This window comes from Fictibacillus solisalsi, assembly GCF_900103485.1.
In the GTDB taxonomy this organism is placed as follows: domain Bacteria; phylum Bacillota; class Bacilli; order Bacillales; family Fictibacillaceae; genus Fictibacillus_C; species Fictibacillus_C solisalsi.
The window spans coordinates 113316-132873 of the sequence record NZ_FNHW01000003.1 but is presented as its reverse complement, the minus strand read 5'-3'; the positions used below and the strand labels follow the sequence as shown (position 1 = coordinate 132873).

Annotated in this window: 20 protein-coding genes; 1 reads left to right on the top strand and 19 read right to left on the bottom strand. The window is 46.5% G+C overall.

Annotation, left to right across the window (positions count from 1 at the left end; all coding sequences use genetic code 11):
- Positions 1-6: 6 nt before the first annotated feature.
- From BLT53_RS20195 to BLT53_RS20115, 17 genes are all read right to left on the bottom strand, one after another.
- Positions 7-786: an enoyl-CoA hydratase-related protein gene (locus BLT53_RS20195; protein ID WP_090237818.1), complete on the bottom strand. Its 780-nt coding sequence runs from the start codon at positions 784-786 to the stop codon at positions 7-9.
- Between the two features lie 13 nt (positions 787-799).
- A complete protein-coding gene (locus tag BLT53_RS20190; RefSeq protein ID WP_090237815.1) occupies positions 800-2005 on the bottom strand; it encodes a thiolase family protein in 1206 nt (401 codons plus the stop codon).
- Entirely contained in the window at positions 2002-2874 is an 873-nt protein-coding gene (locus tag BLT53_RS20185; protein ID WP_090238094.1) for a 3-hydroxyacyl-CoA dehydrogenase, read from the bottom strand. Before BLT53_RS20185 ends, BLT53_RS20190 begins: the two co-directional genes overlap by 4 nt.
- 64 nt (positions 2875-2938) lie before the next feature.
- Complete coding sequence (locus BLT53_RS20180) at positions 2939-3709, bottom strand: enoyl-CoA hydratase-related protein (protein ID WP_090237812.1); 771 nt, start codon at positions 3707-3709, stop codon at positions 2939-2941.
- Positions 3710-3722: 13 nt separating this feature from the next.
- A complete protein-coding gene (locus BLT53_RS20175; RefSeq protein WP_090237809.1) occupies positions 3723-4499 on the bottom strand; it encodes an enoyl-CoA hydratase/isomerase family protein in 777 nt (258 codons plus the stop codon).
- Positions 4492-4797 (bottom strand): EthD family reductase, encoded by a 306-nt coding sequence (locus BLT53_RS20170; RefSeq protein ID WP_090237806.1) that lies wholly within the window; start codon positions 4795-4797, stop codon positions 4492-4494. The genes BLT53_RS20175 and BLT53_RS20170 overlap by 8 nt, the downstream gene beginning before the upstream one ends.
- A 47-nt stretch (positions 4798-4844) precedes the next feature.
- Positions 4845-5351, bottom strand: a complete 507-nt coding sequence (gene paaD, locus BLT53_RS20165; protein ID WP_170834446.1) for a 1,2-phenylacetyl-CoA epoxidase subunit PaaD — start codon at positions 5349-5351, stop codon at positions 4845-4847.
- 15 nt (positions 5352-5366) lie between these two features.
- On the bottom strand, positions 5367-6158 hold the full coding sequence (paaC, locus tag BLT53_RS20160; RefSeq protein ID WP_090238090.1) for a 1,2-phenylacetyl-CoA epoxidase subunit PaaC: 792 nt from the start codon (positions 6156-6158) through the stop codon (positions 5367-5369).
- A gap of 8 nt (positions 6159-6166) precedes the next feature.
- Positions 6167-6514, bottom strand: a complete 348-nt coding sequence (paaB, locus tag BLT53_RS20155; RefSeq protein WP_090237803.1) for a 1,2-phenylacetyl-CoA epoxidase subunit PaaB — start codon at positions 6512-6514, stop codon at positions 6167-6169.
- Between the two features lie 15 nt (positions 6515-6529).
- On the bottom strand, positions 6530-7438 hold the full coding sequence (gene paaA, locus BLT53_RS20150) for a 1,2-phenylacetyl-CoA epoxidase subunit PaaA (RefSeq protein ID WP_425284725.1): 909 nt from the start codon (positions 7436-7438) through the stop codon (positions 6530-6532).
- A 128-nt stretch (positions 7439-7566) separates the two neighbouring features.
- Positions 7567-8877 carry a phenylacetate--CoA ligase PaaK gene (paaK, locus tag BLT53_RS20145; protein ID WP_090238087.1) on the bottom strand — a complete coding sequence of 437 codons (1311 nt, stop codon included), beginning with the start codon at positions 8875-8877 and terminating at the stop codon, positions 7567-7569.
- Positions 8878-9148: 271 nt separating this feature from the next.
- On the bottom strand, positions 9149-10138 hold the full coding sequence (gene lplA / locus BLT53_RS20140; protein WP_090237797.1) for a lipoate--protein ligase: 990 nt from the start codon (positions 10136-10138) through the stop codon (positions 9149-9151).
- 118 nt (positions 10139-10256) lie between these two features.
- A complete protein-coding gene (locus BLT53_RS20135) occupies positions 10257-10991 on the bottom strand; it encodes an MBL fold metallo-hydrolase (protein ID WP_090237794.1) in 735 nt (244 codons plus the stop codon).
- 115 nt (positions 10992-11106) lie between these two features.
- Complete coding sequence (locus tag BLT53_RS20130; protein WP_090237791.1) at positions 11107-11934, bottom strand: carbohydrate ABC transporter permease; 828 nt, start codon at positions 11932-11934, stop codon at positions 11107-11109.
- 28 nt (positions 11935-11962) lie between these two features.
- On the bottom strand, positions 11963-13216 hold the full coding sequence (locus tag BLT53_RS20125; RefSeq protein ID WP_244520523.1) for a carbohydrate ABC transporter permease: 1254 nt from the start codon (positions 13214-13216) through the stop codon (positions 11963-11965).
- 239 nt (positions 13217-13455) lie between these two features.
- Entirely contained in the window at positions 13456-14751 is a 1296-nt protein-coding gene (locus BLT53_RS20120; RefSeq protein ID WP_090237788.1) for an ABC transporter substrate-binding protein, read from the bottom strand.
- 49 nt (positions 14752-14800) lie between these two features.
- Entirely contained in the window at positions 14801-15787 is a 987-nt protein-coding gene (locus BLT53_RS20115) for a LacI family DNA-binding transcriptional regulator (protein WP_090237785.1), read from the bottom strand.
- 233 nt (positions 15788-16020) lie between these two features.
- On the opposite strand from BLT53_RS20115, the gene BLT53_RS20110 reads away from it, so the two are divergent.
- The gene (locus BLT53_RS20110; RefSeq protein ID WP_090237782.1) at positions 16021-16743 is read left to right on the top strand and encodes an amino acid ABC transporter ATP-binding protein; all 723 of its coding nucleotides are present in this window, start codon (positions 16021-16023) and stop codon (positions 16741-16743) included.
- 52 nt (positions 16744-16795) lie between these two features.
- Here the strand turns inward: BLT53_RS20110 and BLT53_RS20105 are convergent, their stop codons facing one another.
- Both BLT53_RS20105 and BLT53_RS20100 read right to left on the bottom strand, forming a co-directional pair.
- Complete coding sequence (locus BLT53_RS20105; protein WP_090237779.1) at positions 16796-18352, bottom strand: glycine betaine ABC transporter substrate-binding protein; 1557 nt, start codon at positions 18350-18352, stop codon at positions 16796-16798.
- Positions 18342-19493, bottom strand: coding sequence for an ABC transporter ATP-binding protein (locus tag BLT53_RS20100; protein ID WP_090237776.1), 1152 nt, complete (start codon positions 19491-19493; stop codon positions 18342-18344). The genes BLT53_RS20105 and BLT53_RS20100 overlap by 11 nt, the downstream gene beginning before the upstream one ends.
- Positions 19494-19558 lie beyond the last annotated feature (65 nt).

Below are 19558 nucleotides of genomic sequence, written 5' to 3'. Positions count from 1 at the left end.
CCTGATCTATTCTCCCTTAAAAACAGGCGCTCTTTTTTCACCAAATGCTTCAAGCGCTTCCACCCTGTCTTTTGTGGGAATCGTCAATTCATACGCTTTGGCTTCAATGGCCAGTCCGGTCTGCAGATCGGTTTCCATTCCGTGTTTGACGGCATACTTCGCCTGCTGTACAGCAACCGGGCCATTCTTTAATATAGCCGCTGCATACTCCTCGCATACTGCCATCAACTCTGCTCTGGATGCAGTCCGGTTTAGAATGCCGCATTGCTCTGCTTCAACAGCGCTGAGTTTTTTTGCCGTCAGGATCAGCTCAAGCGCTTTTGCCTGGCCGATCAGGCGCGGAAGCCGCTGTGTGCCCCCTGCACCCGGAATAATTGCCCAGCTCAGCTCGGTAAGTCCCATGGAAGCTGCTTTCGACGATACTCTGATATCGCAAGCCAGTGCCAGCTCAAAACCACCTCCGAACGCATGGCCGTTGATGGCTGCAATGGTAGGCTGCGGAAGCGCCTCAATGCTGGAAAAAACATCGCGAATTTTCCGCACGTTCCGCTTTACATCTGCTTCAGAAAGGGTGCGCCGCTCTTTCAGGTCGGCACCTGCGCTAAAGGCCTTTTCACCCGCACCGGTAAAAATAACAACACGCACGTCCTGATTGTGATGAATTTCTTCAACTACTTCGGCGAGGCGCTGGAGAGTGGGAAAGTTGAAACAGTTAAGAACCTCCGGACGGTTTAGCGTGACATAGGCAATATGATTTTTCACTTCATAAAGAATGGTTTCTGGCATGTGGTCCTCTCCTTTATTCTATGTTTTCAACAACTGCAGCAATGCCCTGGCCAACACCAATGCACATCGTTGCCAGCCCGTGTTTGGCTTTTCGTTTTTTCATTTCGTGGATAAGGGTGGTCATGATTCTGGCCCCGCTCGCACCGAGCGGATGGCCGAATGCGATGGCACCACCGTTTACATTCACCTTTTGGGGATCTAGCTCAAGCTGATTCATGCATTCGAGCGACTGGGATGCAAAGGCTTCGTTCAATTCCACCAGCTCCACATCTCGCATGTTGAGGCCTGCCCGCTGCACGGCTTTTCTGCTCGCTTCGATCGGTCCGAGACCCATGACTGCCGGTTCGAGTCCCGCAACTGCCGACGCCTTATAACGAACCAGCGGCGTAAGACCAAGCTCCTTCGCTTTTTCCGCACTCATCAAAAGCAGTGCTGCTGCACCGTCATTTACTCCTGAGGCGTTTCCTGCTGTAATGGTTCCGCCAGGGAACAAAGGCTTCAACTGGGACAGTTTTTCAATGGTCGTGCCCGGGCGGGGGTGCTCGTCTTGGTCAAAAATAATGCTTACATTACCTTTTTTATCTTTAATCCTGACCGGGATAATTTCGTCCTTAAACCGGTCTTCTTCTATCGCTTTTTGGGCTTTGCGCTGGCTATCTGCAGCAAACTGGTCCTGCGCCTCACGGGTAATGCCGTAACGCTGCGCCACATTCTCCGCCGTCTGCGGCATGGAGTCGGTACCATACCGTTCATTGAGCAGTGGATTGATGAACCGCCACCCGATCGTCGTGTCAAACATTTTCATGTCGCCGCGCGGAAACTCTGTATCCGGTTTTGCCATCACAAGAGGAGCTCTTGTCATGCTCTCCGTTCCGCCAACAATAAAAATATCTCCCTCATTGGCCATTATCGCCCTGGCTCCATAAATGACCGCATCCAGCCCCGAACCGCACAGACGGTTGATCGTTGTTCCGCCAACCTCGACGGGAAGACCGGCTAGAAGAGCAGCCATGCGGGCCACATTCCGGTTATCCTCACCGGCACCATTGGCGTTTCCAAGGATCACTTCCTCAATCTGTGAGACTGGCACAGCCGGATTTCGTTCGAGCAACGCCTTGATGGCGATGCAGGCCAGATCATCCGGCCTGACAGATTTAAGAATGCCTTTATACCTGCCGATTGGCGTTCTGACGGCATCTACAATTACGACCTCTCTCATTTCGTCACGCCGCCCTTCACCGCTGTATAATCATAAACCCCGCGTCCTGTCTTCCGGCCAAGCCGTCCTGCTTTCACATACTTAACAAGCAGCGGACATGGACGGTATTTTTCTCCCAGCGTTTGATGAAGATAATTTAAATTATTCAGGCGCGTGTCCAGTCCCACCAGATCACCCAGCTCGAACGGTCCCATCGGATAATTCAGACCGAGCTTGATCGCTTTATCGATTTCTTCCGGTGTACCGACACCTTCCTGAAGCATATAGAAGGCTTCGTTTCCGACCATCGCCGAAATCCGGCTCGTTACAAAGCCCGGAAATTCATTGACCACCACTGTTTCTTTTCCCATCTGCTCAGCTGCTTCTTTGGCAGCCTGTGCCGTCTCGTCACTTGTTTCGTGGCCGCGGACAATTTCAACCAGAGGCATTTTATGTACCGGATTAAAGAAATGCATGGCAATCACTTTATCCGGACGTGAGGTAAACGACCCGATTTCTGTCGGGCTCATCGTCGATGTATTGGTGGCCAGATAACAATGCGGCGGCGCAGCGTGATCAAGCTCAGTAAACACAGCTTTTTTTATCTCAAGATTCTCAGGTACTGCTTCAATGACCAAATCAGCACTGCTGACAGCATCTGAAAGAGAGCTCGAGTAAAAAAGTCTTTGTCTGGCATCTTCTGCCTGCTCCTCGGTCAGCTTTCCTCTTTGAACACCTTTTGAAAAAATCGTTTCTATTTCTCCTTGGGCCTTTTGCAGCGCTTCTTCCTGCACATCCACCAGCTGCACATGAAAACCTCCTGCCGCCGCGGCATACGCAATGCCTCTTCCCATTACACCTGACCCCACAACAACGATGGATTCCATCAACGCCATCTCCTCCACTTCCTAAGAATATCGTAAAAGCGAGCCGTTCAGCCCGCTTTTTTGTCTATTATCTTCCCGTAAACTCAGGCTTTCGTTTTTCCATAAATGCCGAAACCCCTTCTTTATGATCCTCGGTGCTGCCTGCCGTTTTCTGGGCAAGAGCTTCATATTCCAGAACCTCGCTCAGATCACTTTCCCAGCTTTTATTCATATATCGTTTGATCAGCCCGATGGCTTTAGTCGGCATGCTGGCAAGCTTGACAGCAAAGGTCTCCACTTCCTGAATAAAGACTTCCTCTTCTGCCACTTTGGTCACGAGCCCCAATTCCTTCGCCTGGTCTGCAGAAATCTTTTCACCCAGCACTGCAAGCTCCATCGCTTTCGCATGGCCGACAAGCCGTGGAAGAAAATATAGGTTGCCCGAATCAGGTACGAGACCCACGTGGATGAAAGCTTCAATAAAGCTTGCTTTTTCCGAAGCGATTCTGAAATCGCAAGCAAGGGCCAGACTCACCCCCGCTCCTGCAGCCACACCATTGACAGCAGCAATGACAGGCTTCTCGATCGAAACCAACTCCTGAATCATTGGGTTATACCCTTTACGGAGCACTTCGCCATAATCCGGATTATCGCTGCCGCCAAGATCCTGGCCGGAACAAAAAGCCCTGCCGGCTCCTGTAATGACAATGGCGCGAATGTCCTTGTCTTTTCCTGTATTCTTTAAAGCAGCCAGCATTTCCTTATGCATCACTGCCGTAAAGGCATTAAGCTTCTCCGGCCGGTTCAGGGTGATCCAGGCCACCCCGGCTCTGGATTCATAGTTAATCGTTTCAAACATGGACCGCTCCTCCTTATTTTCCCTTGAATTGGGGGTGCCGTTTTTCAGTAAAAGCTTTCATTCCTTCTTTTTGATCTTCAGAAGAAAACAGCAGATAGAAGTTCTTTCTTTCAAACTGCATGCTGTCATGCACCGAATGACCGGCCGCATACTGAACAGATTCTTTAATCAGCCGAAGAGACAGCGGGGCTCTACAGGCAAGGATACGGGCAAACTTCATGGCCTCTTCCACCACAAGTTCTGGAGCGACAGTTCTGTTAATGATCCCGTGTTTTTGCGCTTCCTTCGCTGTCATCGGTTCACCGAGCCACAGCCATTCGAGAGCAATTTTTGGTCCCATCAGTTTTGTCAGTTTGACTGTGCCTCCCGCACCGGGCATAACACCGAGCTTAATTTCTGGAAAGCCAAACTGAGCCTTTTCAGAGGCAAACAGGATGTCACAGCATAAGGCGAGCTCAAATCCGCCTCCAAAGCAATAGCCGCTGACCGCTCCGATCACTGGCTTTTTGATAGTATGCAGTTGATCCCAGTCCTTAAACTGATTAAGCAGTTCAAGCGTGACCGCATCATCCTCCGCCATCTCATCGATATCCGCACCTGCGGCAAATGCTTTTTCGTTTCCAGTGAGAACGATCACCTTAACCGCATCCTCTTTGTCAAACGTTTCAAAGGCGGAGCGGATCTCAGTGACCATGCCTCTGCTGATCGCATTCAGCACATTGGGACGGTTTAATTCAATGAGCGCTATTCCGTCCTCCACTTTTGTTTTTATGCTTTGAAAATCAGCCATTTACTTCCTCACCGATCATCAATGTGACCAGGTCCCCTGCAAATGACATTAAATCTTTCCCGGAAGCTTTTCCTTCCGCAGACTTCATGCCTGCCTGCAGGGATTCATGGTCATCATAATACATTTCGCAGAGCAAATAGTACTTGCTGTCTCCCATTGGCGAGCCTGTAATTCGGGTGACCTCCATCTTGCGAAGACCCGGAATTTTTTTCGTTACTTCCGTATGCGTACCATAATAGTGCTCATCAAAGCTTTCCTTGTTTTCCGGAGTTTTGTAAAGGGCGATTAATTTGACCATTTGTATCTTCCTCTCATGTTATGGATTTTAGGTGTTCTGTCTTTCTTTTAATTCATATCTGCTACGGGCTTCATGGCTTCAAACGGATTTTTGCAAGACTTGCAATAAAGAATGCTGCGGCAGGCGGCGGGTCCGAAGATGTTTTCCATCGTGACATAGGAAGATCCGCAATATGGACAGTCAATGCTCCATGGTTCACCCATCACGTGATTTGCCGGAGGCGGGGCAATGCCAAATTCCTTAAGCCTGATTTTCCCTTCCTCCGTAATACGATCTGTTGTCCAGGAGGGTGAGAACACGAAGTCTACCTTTACCTCATTAGCACCAGCTACTTCACTCGCTGCTTTTTTTATGTCCCGTTCAATGATATGAAGCGCCGGGCATCCGATAAACGTTGGAAGCGCCTTGATTACAACTGAGCCATCCGTTTCCAGCACATCCTCCACCATACCCAGGTCAAGAATGCTAACGGATGGAATTTCCGGATCCTTGACTTCCTTTAACGCCAAGAGGACTTTTTCTTTGAGATTCATAGACTGCAACACCGCCTCCATGTTCTCTCTCCTTTTTTACCAGCCGGACGCCGGGTTAGTTGCATAGACTTCTGATAGAGTGGCAAGTGCGTCTGCGAGATCCTGCGTATGCTCACCCTTTCTTCCGTTTCCGCTTTCGATCAGCGGCTCACCTTGCGGCGGAACCCCTGTTTCCTCAAATATCCTATCGATTCGGTTCAGCCAGCGTTTTTTCAACAGATTCTCATCCTCTATGAATCCGGCTTTTACCATTTCACTGTAGGAAGGGCCGAGCGTAAGCACCCCGCCGAAATCCTTCCACACCTTCCCTACTGCCGAAAGCATACGCTTTTTGGCCACATCGGTACTTGTCACAAGCTGCTTAAACCACAGCTCCCAGTGCATTAAATGATAGTACTGCTCGGTCATAATCTTTCTTGCCGCATCCCCAAGCGGCTCATAGGTTGACAGTCTGAGAGATTCCAGACGAATCTGTTTGTGTACCGCATAAAAGTAGTTTCTTACAACCGTAAACGCCCAGTCATAATCCGGCTTCTCGAGATAGGTACCGCTGCCATTTACTTTTTCAAGCAAAATGGCATTGCGGAAGGCTCCCGGTTTTCTGAGGTGCGCCAAGCCATCGGCATCGCCTTCCCCCAATTCCTCCAAAAGGTGATAATACATTGTGGCATGGCCCATCATATCCTGGCTGATGGATGAGAAGGCCACATCTTCTTCGATGTGAGGTGCCAACCCGAGCCACTCAGAACCTCTGTAGGCCAGAATGAAGTCATCATCCCCCAGCTGGTAGATCAGTTCTATTAGCGCTGATTGCTCCTGTTCGTTCATTGCCTTGTTCACCGGCTCTCTTCCCTTCCGCCCATGATGTGCTTCTCTGTAAACTGTTCTTGGTTGTAGTCGCGCCACTTTTTCTTTAAATAGCCGTATCCTTTTGTTTCCCGGTAGTTTTTATCCATCCGCTTCAGCATTTCCCGCTCACCCTGTGTCAGGCCGCGAATATTTTCCCGTTTGACTACCCAAATGTCTGCGACCGTTTCCCTTCGGAAGAAATTCTCTTTCGCCATTACAAGGGCCATATCAGCATTCGGAGCCAGCAGGCTGAACTGATGCTGAAACGAAGCTTTATCCGTCTTTTTGCTAAACACTTCATACACGTTATAAAATTGATTTTCTTGCTCGCTCATCCGTTTACACTCTCCTCAGATTGCCTTTTGGGCGGCAAGCGCCTCACGAACCCAGCCATTGTTATCATAGGATCTTCTTCTTAGATCCAGGCGATCCTGTGAACGGGGGCCGTTTCCGGAAACAATTTGCTTAAACTCGCTCCAATCTACATCCTGGTAAATCCACAGCTGTGTTTCTTCATCAAAGTGAATGGTCTCATCAGGAATTGTAAGACCGAGTGCCCAAATTCTTGGGATATATTTTGTGAAGAATTCCTGTCTCAGTTCTTCATTGGTCTTGGTCCGGATTTTGTACATGATATTTCTGTCTGCATTGGAATTGCCGGTTTCTTTGGCCGATTTAGGACCAAAGAACATGATTAGCGATGTCCACCAGCGGTTAAGGGCATCCTGCAGAAGCTCGCGTTGTTCCGGTGTTCCTTCCGCCAAAGCGAGAATGATGCTCTCTCCGTGCTGCGCATGAAAGACCTCTTCGGCACAAATTCGTTTTAACGCCCTTGCGTAAGGGCCATAGGAGGAATCAAGCATCATGCTTTGTGAAATAATGGCCGCACCATCCACCAGCCAGGCAATCATTCCGGCATCTCCCCAGGTTGGCGCTTCCATGTGAAACACGTTATGAAACTTTAATTTTCCGGAAAAAAGATCCTGCATGATGTCTTCTCTTGTGTTACCAAGCGGCGCCATGAGATCCTCTGCCACCCGCAACAGGAGCTGTCCGTGGCCCATTTCATCCTGCACCTTCGCCATGATGGCCAGTTTACGGTGAAGAGACGGCGCTTTTGGAACCCATTCCTTTTCTGGAAGCGCTCCCATAATTTCTGAAATGCCGTGCATGGAAATCAGACGGATCAGGCTGGTTCGGTAATCATCCGGCATCCAGTCATCTGCTTCTATCTTTTCACCGCGGTTGATTCTTTCCATAAAATGCTGGTGCTTCTCTTCATTGGTCAACTGCTCAAACCTGAGACCTGCCTGCACAATAGTCCCTCCTAATTATATTACGTTTATTTACCGTTATTATAAAATAACGTCATATAAATAACAACCACCTAAACGCCCAGTTGAGCGGTTTTATGCCTCACAACCCGGACAGCTTTTCCTTCCGAACGCGGAATGGATCCAGGCGTAAGTACATGAATGTCCAGGTTCACAAGACAACTGCTTTTGACCGCTTGTTTGATTTGATGTTTCAAGCTGTCCATTTGGGCATGATCTGCATTTTGCCCGATTAACGTGAAGTACGATTCTGTCATTTCAACATGCAGCTCCACTTTTTCCTTGAATCCATCGGCATGAACATGAAGCTGATAATGAGGAACAAGCTCGTCCATCTTAAGAAGACAGTTCTCAATTTCTGAAGGAAACACATTTACCCCGCGGATAATCAGCATATCATCAATGCGTCCTTTTACCCTGGACATACGGACCGATGTTCTGCCGCACGCGCATTTACCCTTATGAAGCGATGCAATATCCCCAGTACGGTAACGGATCACCGGAAAGGCTTCCTTCGTTAAACTGGTAAACACCAGTTCTCCCGGCTCTCCTTCAGGAAGAGGCCTAAGTGTCTTTGGATCAATTACTTCGACAAAAAAATGATCATCCATGATATGCAGACCATTTTGAGCCTCATGGCATTCCATCGCTACGCCAGGACCCATTACTTCACTCAGCCCATAAATGTCATTTGCCTTAATATCAAGCTTCTCTTCAAGTGCTGCCCTCATTTCCTCAGACCATGGCTCCGCTCCGAAAATCCCGTATTTTAAAGACGTTGAACGCGGGTCTTTGCCCATTTTCTCCATCTTTTCTGCAATGGTCAGTACATAAGAAGGCGTTCCGCAGATAACCTCAGGCTTGAAATCTTCAATGAGCAGAATCTGACGCTCCGTGTTCCCTCCTGAGACAGGAACCGTAACCATTCCGAGCCGCTCAGATCCATAATGAAGGCCGAGTCCCCCGGTAAACAGGCCGTACCCGTATGCATTATGCAAAAACTTCCCGGGTTCTCCCCCGCCGATGGCAATGCTCCTGGCCACCATTTCACTCCAGTTTTCAATATCTTTAGCCGTATATCCAACAACAGTCGGTTTGCCGCTTGTACCGGATGAAGCATGTACGCGGACAAGACTCTTCGTTTCCTCCGCAAACAGGCCAAACGGATAATTATCCCTAAGATCTTTTTTTACCGTAAACGGCAGCTTTTTTATATCTTCCAAAGAGCGAAGATCTTCAGGGGCGATTCCCTTTTCCGCAAACGCTTTTCTGTAAAACGGTACCCTTTCATACACCTTCTCCACGGTTTCTTTCAGCCTTGAGAGTTGAAGGTTATGCTTTTCCTCCTGGTCCATGCATTCCATTTCTACATTAAAGATCACAGCTATTCACCTCTTGAACAGATTTGTAAGCCCTTACATTAGCGAGCGGAATAATATGACGTTTTATTTTCGGTTGCATTTTATATGTAATACGTTTTTCTAAAGCTTACCGTTTTACAATTATTCTGTCAAATCTCCGTTAAGCATGTAAGGTTCTTGCAAGTGTTGATTTTGACTCTAAAAAACAATCAAAAAAACACAGCGGGGGTGTGCTCTAATTCCTGCACCGTCCGCTGTGTTCCATGATTGTATATTAATAAAGTAAATCTAAAAATTCTTCTTTTGTAACGTTGCCAAAGTAATGGCGCATGTTTATGTCTTTTATCGCTTTCTCAATTTCTTCCCGGTCATAGCGTTTGTCGATCAGTCGCTCCTCAATATCGTGCACATCGCCGACTCCGAAAAAGTCTCCATAAATTTTGCATTCCCTCATGATGCCTCTTTCGATCTGCAGCTTCACTTCTACTGAGCCCCCAGCAAACCGATTGGAGAGTTCCACGTTTGATTTGGGAGACTTTCCATAGTTCCAATCCCAGTTATCGTAACGCTGCTCTGAGATTTTATAGATTTTCTCCCAGTCTACTTCCGTCAGTTCATAACGAGGCACTTCTTCAAACTCTTCAAATAAGTAGGCGAGAAGCGTTTGCTTGAACTCTTCCATTGTCATATCCTGATCCAGATGATCACGGATATTGGTTACACGGCTACGGATGGACTTAATGCCTTTGGACTGGATTTTATCCATTTTTACATTAAGGGCAGAAACTACGTTTTCGATTTCCGAGTCAAACATCAGCGTTCCATGGCTGAACATTCGCCCTTTCGTCGTAAACATGGCATTTCCGGAAATTTTCTTTCCGTCTACTTGAATATCGTTTCTTCCAGTCAGTTCCGCATGCACACCCAATTTGTTCAGTGCTTTTACGACAGGATCAGTAAACTTTTTAAAATCATGAAAGGAATTTCCGTCATCCTTGGTAATAAAGCTGAAATTCAAATTGCCGGTATCATGATAGACGGCGCCCCCTCCTGACAGCCGGCGGACCACATGAATGTTATGCTCTCTCACATAATTAGCATTGATTTCTTCTACTGTATTCTGGTTTTTCCCAATGATAATGGAAGGTTCATTAATATAGAATAAAAGGTAGGTTTGATTAATATCGAGATGCTTTAATGCGAATTCTTCAATAGCCAAATTCACCCTTGGATCTGTAATATTACGATTATCGATAAACAGCATAGACCTATTCTCCTTCACTGCTCAGTTAGAAAAAAATTCTCCTTTTTCGTTATACAACTCTTTTAAAAGAATAGCAAGCTGTCTGACTTTCGTAAAGGTAACAATTTATGGATGCTTTTCAATTTCCCCATGTCCAGCCTGCGTATGCAGCTTCAATTCGTCCTGCATATTTTTCTCTCGCTTGAGAAATCAGCTGCTTCCGGTCACCGAAATGAGGCAGGTGAGTCAGAAGAAGAAACGGCACACCTGACGCTTCCGCCAGATTTCCTGCATCATGTGAATTCATATGTCCCGGGCCGCTGCCATCCTGATCGCTGTAAAAGTTGCATTCTGATATGAGCAGGTCTGCTCCGGTACTGAACGGAATAAACTCTGGAAGATACGCAGAATCCGCTGTATAAACGATGGTTTGGTCTCCCGCTGTTATTCTCATGCCATAACAAACAGCCGGATGCTTCGTTTTTTGAAAGGTGATGGAAAACGGTCCGACAGTCAGGCTTTCTTCTGGAACATAGGCAACTCCTTCGGTTGCATCACGATAAGTCAGGTTCGCAAAGCCTTGCTGGTCCTCATGGTGGCTGTAGATCGGCAGTGTCTCAACGCGTGACTGCAGAAAGGATTGGACAAGCCTGGCGTATTGGAGAACACCAACATCAGCCACATGATCATGATGATAATGAGAAAGGATAACTGCATCCAATTCTTCTGGCCGAATATAGGATTGCAGCCCGGAGAGAACTCCGCTTCCGCAATCGATTAATAGATTAAACCCGTGGTGCTGCAGCAGATAGCCCGAGGTGGCTTCCCCTTTTCCCGGATAGCCGCCCCAATAGCCGATAACGGTTAGTTTCATCTTCTCACTCCCTGTTTCGTCCTTAGTTACTAACAGTGTACCCTTAAATTGGGTTTGAATAAAACTTCTGTTAACCGAAAAAAAGACCGGCCAGTGGAACTGCCGGTCTTTACTCTTATTCTTTTACAGCACCCGAGGTAAGCCCTGACACGATTCTGCGCTGGAAAAGCAGTACCATGATGACAAGTGGAACCGTGACGATAACGGTGGCCGCGGTGATATCACCCCATGGTACAGTGAATTGTCCTTCAAACATGGCGATCCCCACTGGCACAGTTTTGAATTTATCATCCGTATTAATCGTCAATGCAAACAGAAATTCATTCCAGGCTGCAATGAAAACCAGTATGGCAGTAGTGAAGATACCGGGTACGGCCAGCGGAAGGATTACCTTCCAGTAGGTCTGCATCAAAGTGGCTCCATCCATCTTGGCTGCCTCTTCAAGATCAAACGGGATCTTTCTGAAAAACGTAACCAGAATCCAGATCGAAAGTGGCAGTGTAATGGTGGTATAAGGGATGATCAGTCCGAGATAGCTGTTGGTCAGGCCGATATTTTTCAATAAGATGTAGATGGGTGAAATCGTCGCAATCTGCGGAAACATAGAGACCGATAATACCAATCCCAGAATGACAGTCTTCCCTTTGAATTTAAGCCGTGCAATCGCATAGGACGTAAAGGATGCGATCAGAACCGTATAGAGCGTCGTGATGCCCGACACTACAAAACTGTTCCATAAATATTTCAGAAATGGATAATTGGTGAAGACCGAAATATAATTATCAAACGTCGGACGACTGGTAAACGGTGTGAATGCTTTGTCGCCGAACAGTTCATTGATTGGTTTGATGGAACTCACAAGCATCCATAAAAACGGAAACATAACAAGGAATACAAAGACAGCAAGTAAGAGATAAAACAACGGCCCTGCTTTTTTATTCACAAATTCTCACTCCTTTTATACACGATTCTTATCTGTCGGTCAGCAGGTCACGGCCAAGAAACCTAATAAAGATCATGGAAATGACGGCCACACATACAAATACAATGACCGACAGAGCTGACCCGTCCCCAAAATTGGTCTGTTCAAACATTCGTTTGTAAGCCAGGATGGAGATCGTCTCCGTGGAGTTGGCAGGACCCCCGCCTGTAAGTACGAACACAAGGTCAAACACGCGGAAGGCATCAAGGGTTCTGAACAATAAAGCGACTAGAATACTTGATTTCAATAATGGAAGAGTGATTGTTGTAAACTGCCTCCATTTAGAGGCTCCATCAATGGAGGCCGCCTCGTAAAGTGAAGAGGAAATCGTCTGCAGCCCTGCTAGCAAAAGGAGCGCCATATATGGTGTGGTTTTCCAGACGTCGGTAAATATAATGGAAAACATGGCACCAAGGTTGGTGGTCAAAAGATCGGTGGCGCTGCCGACAAGTCCGACTTTCTCAAAAATGTGGGCAACCACTCCATTCTGTCCGTCGTACAGGAACTGCCACATTTTTGCGGAAACCGCTGTTGGAATCGCCCAGGGAATCAAAATGGTAGCCCTCACCAGGCCCCGTCCAAAAAAGGCTTTATTGATCAGTACGGCAATCGCTAGCCCAATGACAAGCTCAAGGAAAACGGAAACAATCGTAAAGGCGCTTGTATTCCAGATGGCCATCCACATCCGCTTGTCCGTCAGATTGTTTTTGTAATGATCAAATCCAATAAAGTTGGGCTTGATCACGGCTTCATTAAGGGAGGAAGAAAGCCCAAGGGCATCCTCTTCATTTTTGAGGCCTTTTAATCCTTTGACTTCAGACGTTACCTTATGAAGGGTTCTATCGAGTTTCAGTGCATCGCTTTTGTCGACTTTTACTGAGCTTAATTCTTCACTTACCGGTTCCATGTTCGTCAGCTTGTCATCGACTTGCTCATACTGCTTTTTAACTGCAGAATCTTCCTTAATTCCAGCATCCACTTCTTTTAATTCCGAGATCAATCCATTTAACGTTTCTGCAGGTGAGCCTTTTGCTTTACCCGCTTCGTCTTCCAGGACATTGATAAGAAATGGATAGCTGTTCAGATACTTTTCCAGGTCAAGATGATAGCTTAAGGTAACTTCCGACTTTGTTGGATTATTCAATCGCAAGTCAAACAAACTGTAATAAAAGGATTGGAGAACTGGCCAGATGGCAATCAAGAGGATCAAGAGCAGAGAAGGGGCCACAAGCAGGTAGGCCAGCCTTTTTTCAGACGCTTTTCTTTTTTTATTTGAAGATGTTTTTGCCTGTCCAGGATCCTTTTTAGGACTTGGATTTGGATTTAATTTCACTTCCACATTTGCCACTCCCTTGTGTTACGGATGCAATCGATGGGCTGGCCAAGCAGCAGTCCATCCATTCCATTCTGGAATCGATACCAATATTTGTTATGCACAAGCCTCCATAAAATATGAAGGCTTATGCGTTTAACAAGAAACCATTACTTTTCCATTTTGGAAGAAATCTCTTTTTGCATGTTTTTGGCCGCTTGTTCCGGCGTGATTTCTTTCGCGATTGCTTTGGACACCTGGATTTGGATAATGTCCGAAATTTCCGTATAGTTTGGAGCTACAGGACGGGAAACCGCGGATTTAAGTGCATTTACAAAGCCTTCCTCTTTAAAATATGGGTTGGCTTTTTGAACATCCGGATCATCAAAGAGCTTGTTGATCGTTGGTGCATGCCCTCCGTTGATTGCATCCATTTTCTGTCCTTCTTCTCCGGCCATAAACTTAAGGAACAACCATGCTTCTTTTGGTACGTCCGTGTTTTTGTTGATTCCTGCCTGCCAGCCGCCAAGTGCAGCAGCAGGTCCCTTGTCACCGGCAGGAAGCGGAGCAACGCCGACCTTACCAACAATTTTGGATTGTGATTTGTCATTTGCCAGTGCAAATTGATACGGCCAGTTTCGGATAAAGGCGGATTGCCCGTTAATGAATGCCGTATGGCCCTCAGGCTCAGCAAATGTGGTCACGTTCTTCGGCACTACATCAGAAGTGGCCACTTCGACGAGTTTCTTCAGACCTTTTATGGCTTCTGGAGAATCTACCACAACTTCGCCTTTATCATTGATGATTTCCCCTCCATAGGAAGCGATGAACTCAACGGTGTTACAGACAAGGCCTTCATATTGCTTCGCCTGCATCAGGTACCCAAATTTGGTTCCGCCTTTTCCTTTGTCCTCTTTTGCTTGTTTCAAAAGATCATCCCAGGTTTTAGGCGGATTTTTCACGAGATCTGTACGGTAGAACAGCATCCCGGCATCAATAAACTTTGGAAGGGCCCACTGTTTTCCTTTGAACTTTGAAGCGCTCAATGCCCCTTGGTTGTATTCATCGAGGTCAATTCCATCCTTTTGGATGAAGCGGTCCAACGGCATAACATAGCCTGCTTGAGCGAACTCTGCCGGCCAAACCACATCCATATCAAAAACATCAATCTCGTCAGACTTCGCGTTAAAAGCAGTCACATATGCATTATGCTGTTTCCCTGTATCAGCTGGCATTTCACGGAATTTCACATCGATATTTGGATATTTCTTCTCAAATGCAGCTACCATTTTTTGAGTGGCATTTGTATCATCCTTACCACGTGCATAAATCAGCTCAACCTTTTTTCCTTTGTCTGCGGAATCCTTCTTCTCGTCCGTGCTTGCCTTATTGTCACTGCACGCAGACAAAACGAGTGAAAGAGCAAGCGAAGTGGTAATGACCTTTGAGATTTTTTTGATGTTCATGTAGATACTCCTCCTTTAATATGGTATGCGGGCTGCTGACTTTTACAGATCAGGTAGACCGCCGTTTAACGAGCTCAAAATCCAGCTTAATTTCCTTTTTTTTGCTTGGCAGTTTATGTTGAATGCTATCAATCATTAGCTCCATTGCCTGCTGTCCCATGTTCTCAATCGGCTGCCTGATCGTGGTTAAACCAATCAAATCTGCAACCGGCTGATCATCAAAGCCGATGATGGCCAGATGGTTTGGTACATCCCATTTGTGATTAAGAGCTTCCTTCCAGATCCCTGCCGCTACTTCATCACTTCCGGTAAAAACCGCTGTCGGCCGGTCATTCATTTTCGCGATGTCGTTAAAGACCCGCTTCCCATCGTCAATACTGTAAGCATTTGTGAGAAACCAATCCTCCCTCGGAACAATGCCCGCCTCTTCCAAAGCCTTTTTATATCCCGTGTACCGGTCGGAAGCAACCCGTGACGCATGGTTGTCTCCTGAACAATAAGCGATCCGGGTATGGCCCTGCTCAATAAGATGGCGGGTCCCGATGTATGCCCCCTCAATTTGATCAAGATAAACAGTCGGTACCTGTGCCTGGTCGTTGTACTCGTTGCATAACATGATGGGCCCGTAGTTCATATAAGGCTCAATACTGCTCCATTCGTTTTCAATCGATGTGAGAATCAAACCGTCTACCTGCTTTGTTTTTAACAATTCCAGATAATTGATCTCCTGATTGCGGCTGTAGCTCGTTTGGCAGAGTATAAGCTGATAGCCTCTGTCTGAAGCATAGTTTCCCATCACTTCGACCATTTGGCTGAAGAACGGATTTGTAATTCTGGGAACATATACAGCAATGGTTTCTGTCTGCTGCTTTCTGAGCCTCCGGGCAGAAGAATTTGGAACATAATTTAACTCTTCCATCGCGTTCATAACCAATCTCTTTTTTTCATCCGTCACATACGGATGGCGATTGATTACTCTGGAGACGGTCGTTCTCGACAGTCCGGCCAGCTTTGCTACATCTTGGATAGTTGCCATTGCGTTTCTCCTTCAATTTAACTATGAAATCGAAATCATGAAACCGTTTTCATAGATAGAGTATAGGTGATATCACCTATTAGGTCAACGACTTTTCAGAAAATTATTATAATGTTTTTGCTGCTGTTGTTAATTCATCGCATTCTTGCCTTCTAACAGGTATAATCAAACTATCATCTGACAAAGGTTATAGAGAGGATAAGAAAAGAGAAAAAAGGGGGAACGCACTCTTTATGATAAACGTACGCAATTTAAAAAAATCGTTTGGCGATCTCGAAGTGCTAAAAGATATTAATTCCGAAATCAAGGAACAGGAAGTGGTCTGTGTGATCGGTCCATCAGGATCGGGAAAAAGCACGTTCCTCCGTTGTTTGAATAAGCTTGAAGATATCACCGGCGGGGAAGTCATCGTCAATGGCTACAACCTGGTTGATCCAAAAGTAAATATCAATCTTGTCAGACAGGATGTCGGCATGGTGTTCCAGCAGTTTAATCTTTTTCCGCATAAATCGGTACTCGAAAATGTAACTCTTGGACCGATTAAAGTGCGGGGAATGGCTCCTGCCCAAGCGAAGGAAAAAGCACTTGAGCTTCTGGCCAAGGTTGGATTGAAAGATAAAGCATCCAGCTATCCCGGCCAGCTTTCAGGCGGACAAAAGCAGCGTGTCGCAATTGCGCGCGCACTTGCAATGGATCCGAAAATCATGCTTTTTGATGAGCCCACATCCGCTCTGGACCCCGAGATGGTTGGTGAAGTGCTTGAAGTCATGAAACAGCTTGCAAAAGAAGGAATGACCATGGTCGTTGTCACACACGAAATGGGCTTTGCCCGTGAAGTTGGTGACCGTGTCATTTTTATGGATGGCGGCTACATTGTGGAAGAAAATATTCCTTCGGAGCTATTTGGCAATCCGCAGCACGAACGTACAAAATCGTTCTTGAGCAAGGTTCTTTAAGACAACCCAAAACAGCCCGGCACATACCATGCCGGGCTGTTTTTTTGTTCGATTACTTGATTAACTTTTTCTTTTTCAAAAAGTCTCTTGCCACATCTCTGGGCTCTTTTTTATCGATATCCACCTTGGCATTCATCTCTGCCATGTCTTCTTCACTAATTTTTCCTGCCAGCTCATTGACAGTGCTTTTGAGTTTCGGATACTTCTTCAGTGCCTCTTCACGGACAATAGGCGCTGCATAATAAGGAGGAAAGAACTTTTTGTCATCCTTTAACAGCTTCAGATTATAGCGTGGAATACGTCCGTCGGTTGTAAATGCAGCGATCGTATCCACTTTTCCATTCTTTACCGCCGCGTACATTAAGTTTGGATCCAGGCTTTTTTTATCTTTAAAGTTGAATTTATAGACTTTTTGAAAACCTGGGTATCCATCCTCCCGCTCATAAAATTCCGTCGGGGCTCCAAATGTAACCTCAGAAGATCCTTCTGCAAGCTCTGATATTGTCTTTATCCCAAGTTCCTTATACTTTTTTGGTCTTACAGCAAGAGCATAGGTATTCTGGAAACCAAGCGGCTCCAGCCAGTCCAGCTTGTATTTCTTATTGTAGCCTTCTTTTACACGCTCATAGGTTTCGTTCGCAGACGTACTTGGAGAATATTTCTCTTTTAAAATGGTCAAAAGGGCTGTACCTGTGTATTCAACGTACATGTCGATATCTCCCTTTTTAATTGCCTGCGTCAAAATCGGGGTCTCTCCCAGTCCTTCTCCAACATCCACTTTATAGTCGGTTTTATCTTCAACGTATTCTGCGATGATATATGGAAGGATATATTGTTCTGTCCATTTTTTTCCTGAAATTTTGATCGCATCGTCAGACGTTCCACCTCTGAGGGCAAAGAACAAAAGCAACGCGGCCACCGGAATAAGGATGATCCCGGCCTTCTTCCATGAAAACTTTTTGCGTCCTACCGGGTTGGAAGCAATCTCAATTCGTTTCAGCAAATAATCGATGACAAGAGCAAGAAGCGCTGCGGGAATCGCTCCAGCAAGCACCAATTCGTTTCTTGTGGTGGAAAGACCCCTGTATATGAGGTCACCGAGCCCTCCTGCTCCGATAAAGGCGGCAAGTGTAGCCACACCTATAGTCAATACCGTCGCTGTACGAAGGCCGGCCATAATAATCGGCATTGCCAGTGGAAGTTCGATCATTCTCAAGATCTGGTTTTTGGTCATTCCCATCCCCCGTCCGGCTTCCACGGCGGATTGATCGACTCCTGTAATACCAGCATATGTATTTCTTAAGATGGGCAGCAAGGCATAAACCGTCAGGGCGATAATCGCGGTTGTGCTTCCGATGCCAAACAAAGGCAATAAGAAACCGAACAGCGCGAGACTCGGAATGGTCTGAAAAATCGCTGTGACTCCGATCACCGGTTCGGCTACTCTTGCTCTTCTTGAAATAAAGATGCCAAGGGGAATGGCGATAACAGCAGCGATGATAATGGAAACCAGTGATAAAAACAAATGCTGCTGAAGGCCTTCCCATATATCCGGCCAGCGTGTCTGGAACGTATCAGCAAGTGTTGAAAGGAAATTTTTATTGTTCATCGGCCGTTGCTCCTTCCTGTCTACCGGTGATCTTCAAGCCCGCAAGGCCGCGCATCATCGTAGAACGAGTGATCAGGCCAGCCAGTATTTTTCCGTCCAGCACAGGTATAAATGGGGATTTTTTTGTGGCAAAGATCTCTGCCACATCCATATACGGTGTTTCTACAGAAACCGAATCAAAGTCTGCTTCCATAATGTCTGCCAGCGTTTTGTCTTCTTCGTTGTAATGGCGCTCAACCGCATCAACCGTCGCAATTCCGAGTAAATGGTTGGCTGAATTGGTGACCAGCAGGCTGTCGACTCTGTATCGTTTCATCATTTTTAATGCTTCGGCCAGTCCCCTCGTGGGTTTGGCTGTTACTACTTTTTCGATCATCAGGTCCGTGGCTGTGGGTTGCTCGTTGGACGCTTCCTCAAGTCTTTGCTCGCCAATAAATCCTTTCACAAAATCATCGGCAGGATGACGCAGGATTTTTTCAGGGGTGTCAAACTGAATGATTCTTCCTTCTCTCATGATTGCAATCCGGTCAGCAATCTTCAGTGCCTCATCCATATCATGGGTTACAAACACAATGGTCTTTTGAATGGTATCCTGCAGCTTTATCAATTCATCCTGAAGCTGCTCTCTACTGATGGGATCAAGTGCACTGAATGGTTCGTCCATTAAAATGACCGGTGGTTCGGCCGCAAGCGCCCTGATGACCCCGATCCTTTGTTGCTGTCCGCCGCTTAACTCTGCGGGAAATCTGTCTCGGAACGTCTCGGGGTCGAGCCCCACCAGGTTCAAAAGCTCATCCACCTTCCCCTCGTACTCTTCTTTTTTCCATCCCTTCAACCTGGGTACGAGCGATATATTTTCACCGATGGTCATATGCGGCAGCAAACCGATTTGCTGGATAACATAGCCTATGTTCCTTCGAAGCTGTACCGGGTCCTTTTCAGATATATCTTCTCCGTTGATCATGATGGATCCGCCGGTTGGTTCAATCAGACGGTTGATCATTTTCATCGTCGTGGTTTTCCCGCACCCACTGGGCCCGATCAGAGCAACGAGTTCACCCTTTTCAATATGGAACTCTATGTTTTTTAGAGCTTGAAATCCATCCGGATATGTTTTTTCCACATTTTTAAACGTAATCATATTCCACCCCTTCTTTCTTTATATATCTTTTGTCCTATGTATGTTTCCCTAATTGATCAAGCTAG

What these genes read in the sequence shown, in the direction of transcription:
- BLT53_RS20195 (WP_090237818.1), bottom strand. Translation starts at nt 786, where the DNA reads ATGCCAGAAACCATTCTTTATGAAGTGAAAAATCATATTGCCTATGTC.
- BLT53_RS20190 (WP_090237815.1), bottom strand. Translation starts at nt 2,005, where the DNA reads ATGAGAGAGGTCGTAATTGTAGATGCCGTCAGAACGCCAATCGGCAGG.
- BLT53_RS20180 (WP_090237812.1), bottom strand. Translation starts at nt 3,709, where the DNA reads ATGTTTGAAACGATTAACTATGAATCCAGAGCCGGGGTGGCCTGGATC.
- BLT53_RS20175 (WP_090237809.1), bottom strand. Translation starts at nt 4,499, where the DNA reads ATGGCTGATTTTCAAAGCATAAAAACAAAAGTGGAGGACGGAATAGCG.
- BLT53_RS20170 (WP_090237806.1), bottom strand. Translation starts at nt 4,797, where the DNA reads ATGGTCAAATTAATCGCCCTTTACAAAACTCCGGAAAACAAGGAAAGC.
- paaD (WP_170834446.1), bottom strand. Translation starts at nt 5,351, where the DNA reads ATGGAGGCGGTGTTGCAGTCTATGAATCTCAAAGAAAAAGTCCTCTTG.
- paaC (WP_090238090.1), bottom strand. Translation starts at nt 6,158, where the DNA reads ATGAACGAACAGGAGCAATCAGCGCTAATAGAACTGATCTACCAGCTG.
- paaB (WP_090237803.1), bottom strand. Translation starts at nt 6,514, where the DNA reads ATGAGCGAGCAAGAAAATCAATTTTATAACGTGTATGAAGTGTTTAGC.
- paaA (WP_425284725.1), bottom strand. Translation starts at nt 7,438, where the DNA reads ATGGAAAGAATCAACCGCGGTGAAAAGATAGAAGCAGATGACTGGATG.
- paaK (WP_090238087.1), bottom strand. Translation starts at nt 8,877, where the DNA reads ATGGAATGCATGGACCAGGAGGAAAAGCATAACCTTCAACTCTCAAGG.
- lplA (WP_090237797.1), bottom strand. Translation starts at nt 10,138, where the DNA reads ATGCTGTTTATCGATAATCGTAATATTACAGATCCAAGGGTGAATTTG.
- BLT53_RS20135 (WP_090237794.1), bottom strand. Translation starts at nt 10,991, where the DNA reads ATGAAACTAACCGTTATCGGCTATTGGGGCGGCTATCCGGGAAAAGGG.
- BLT53_RS20120 (WP_090237788.1), bottom strand. Translation starts at nt 14,751, where the DNA reads ATGAACATCAAAAAAATCTCAAAGGTCATTACCACTTCGCTTGCTCTT.
- BLT53_RS20115 (WP_090237785.1), bottom strand. Translation starts at nt 15,787, where the DNA reads ATGGCAACTATCCAAGATGTAGCAAAGCTGGCCGGACTGTCGAGAACG.
- BLT53_RS20110 (WP_090237782.1), top strand. Translation starts at nt 16,021, where the DNA reads ATGATAAACGTACGCAATTTAAAAAAATCGTTTGGCGATCTCGAAGTG.
- BLT53_RS20105 (WP_090237779.1), bottom strand. Translation starts at nt 18,352, where the DNA reads ATGAACAATAAAAATTTCCTTTCAACACTTGCTGATACGTTCCAGACA.
- BLT53_RS20100 (WP_090237776.1), bottom strand. Translation starts at nt 19,493, where the DNA reads ATGATTACGTTTAAAAATGTGGAAAAAACATATCCGGATGGATTTCAA.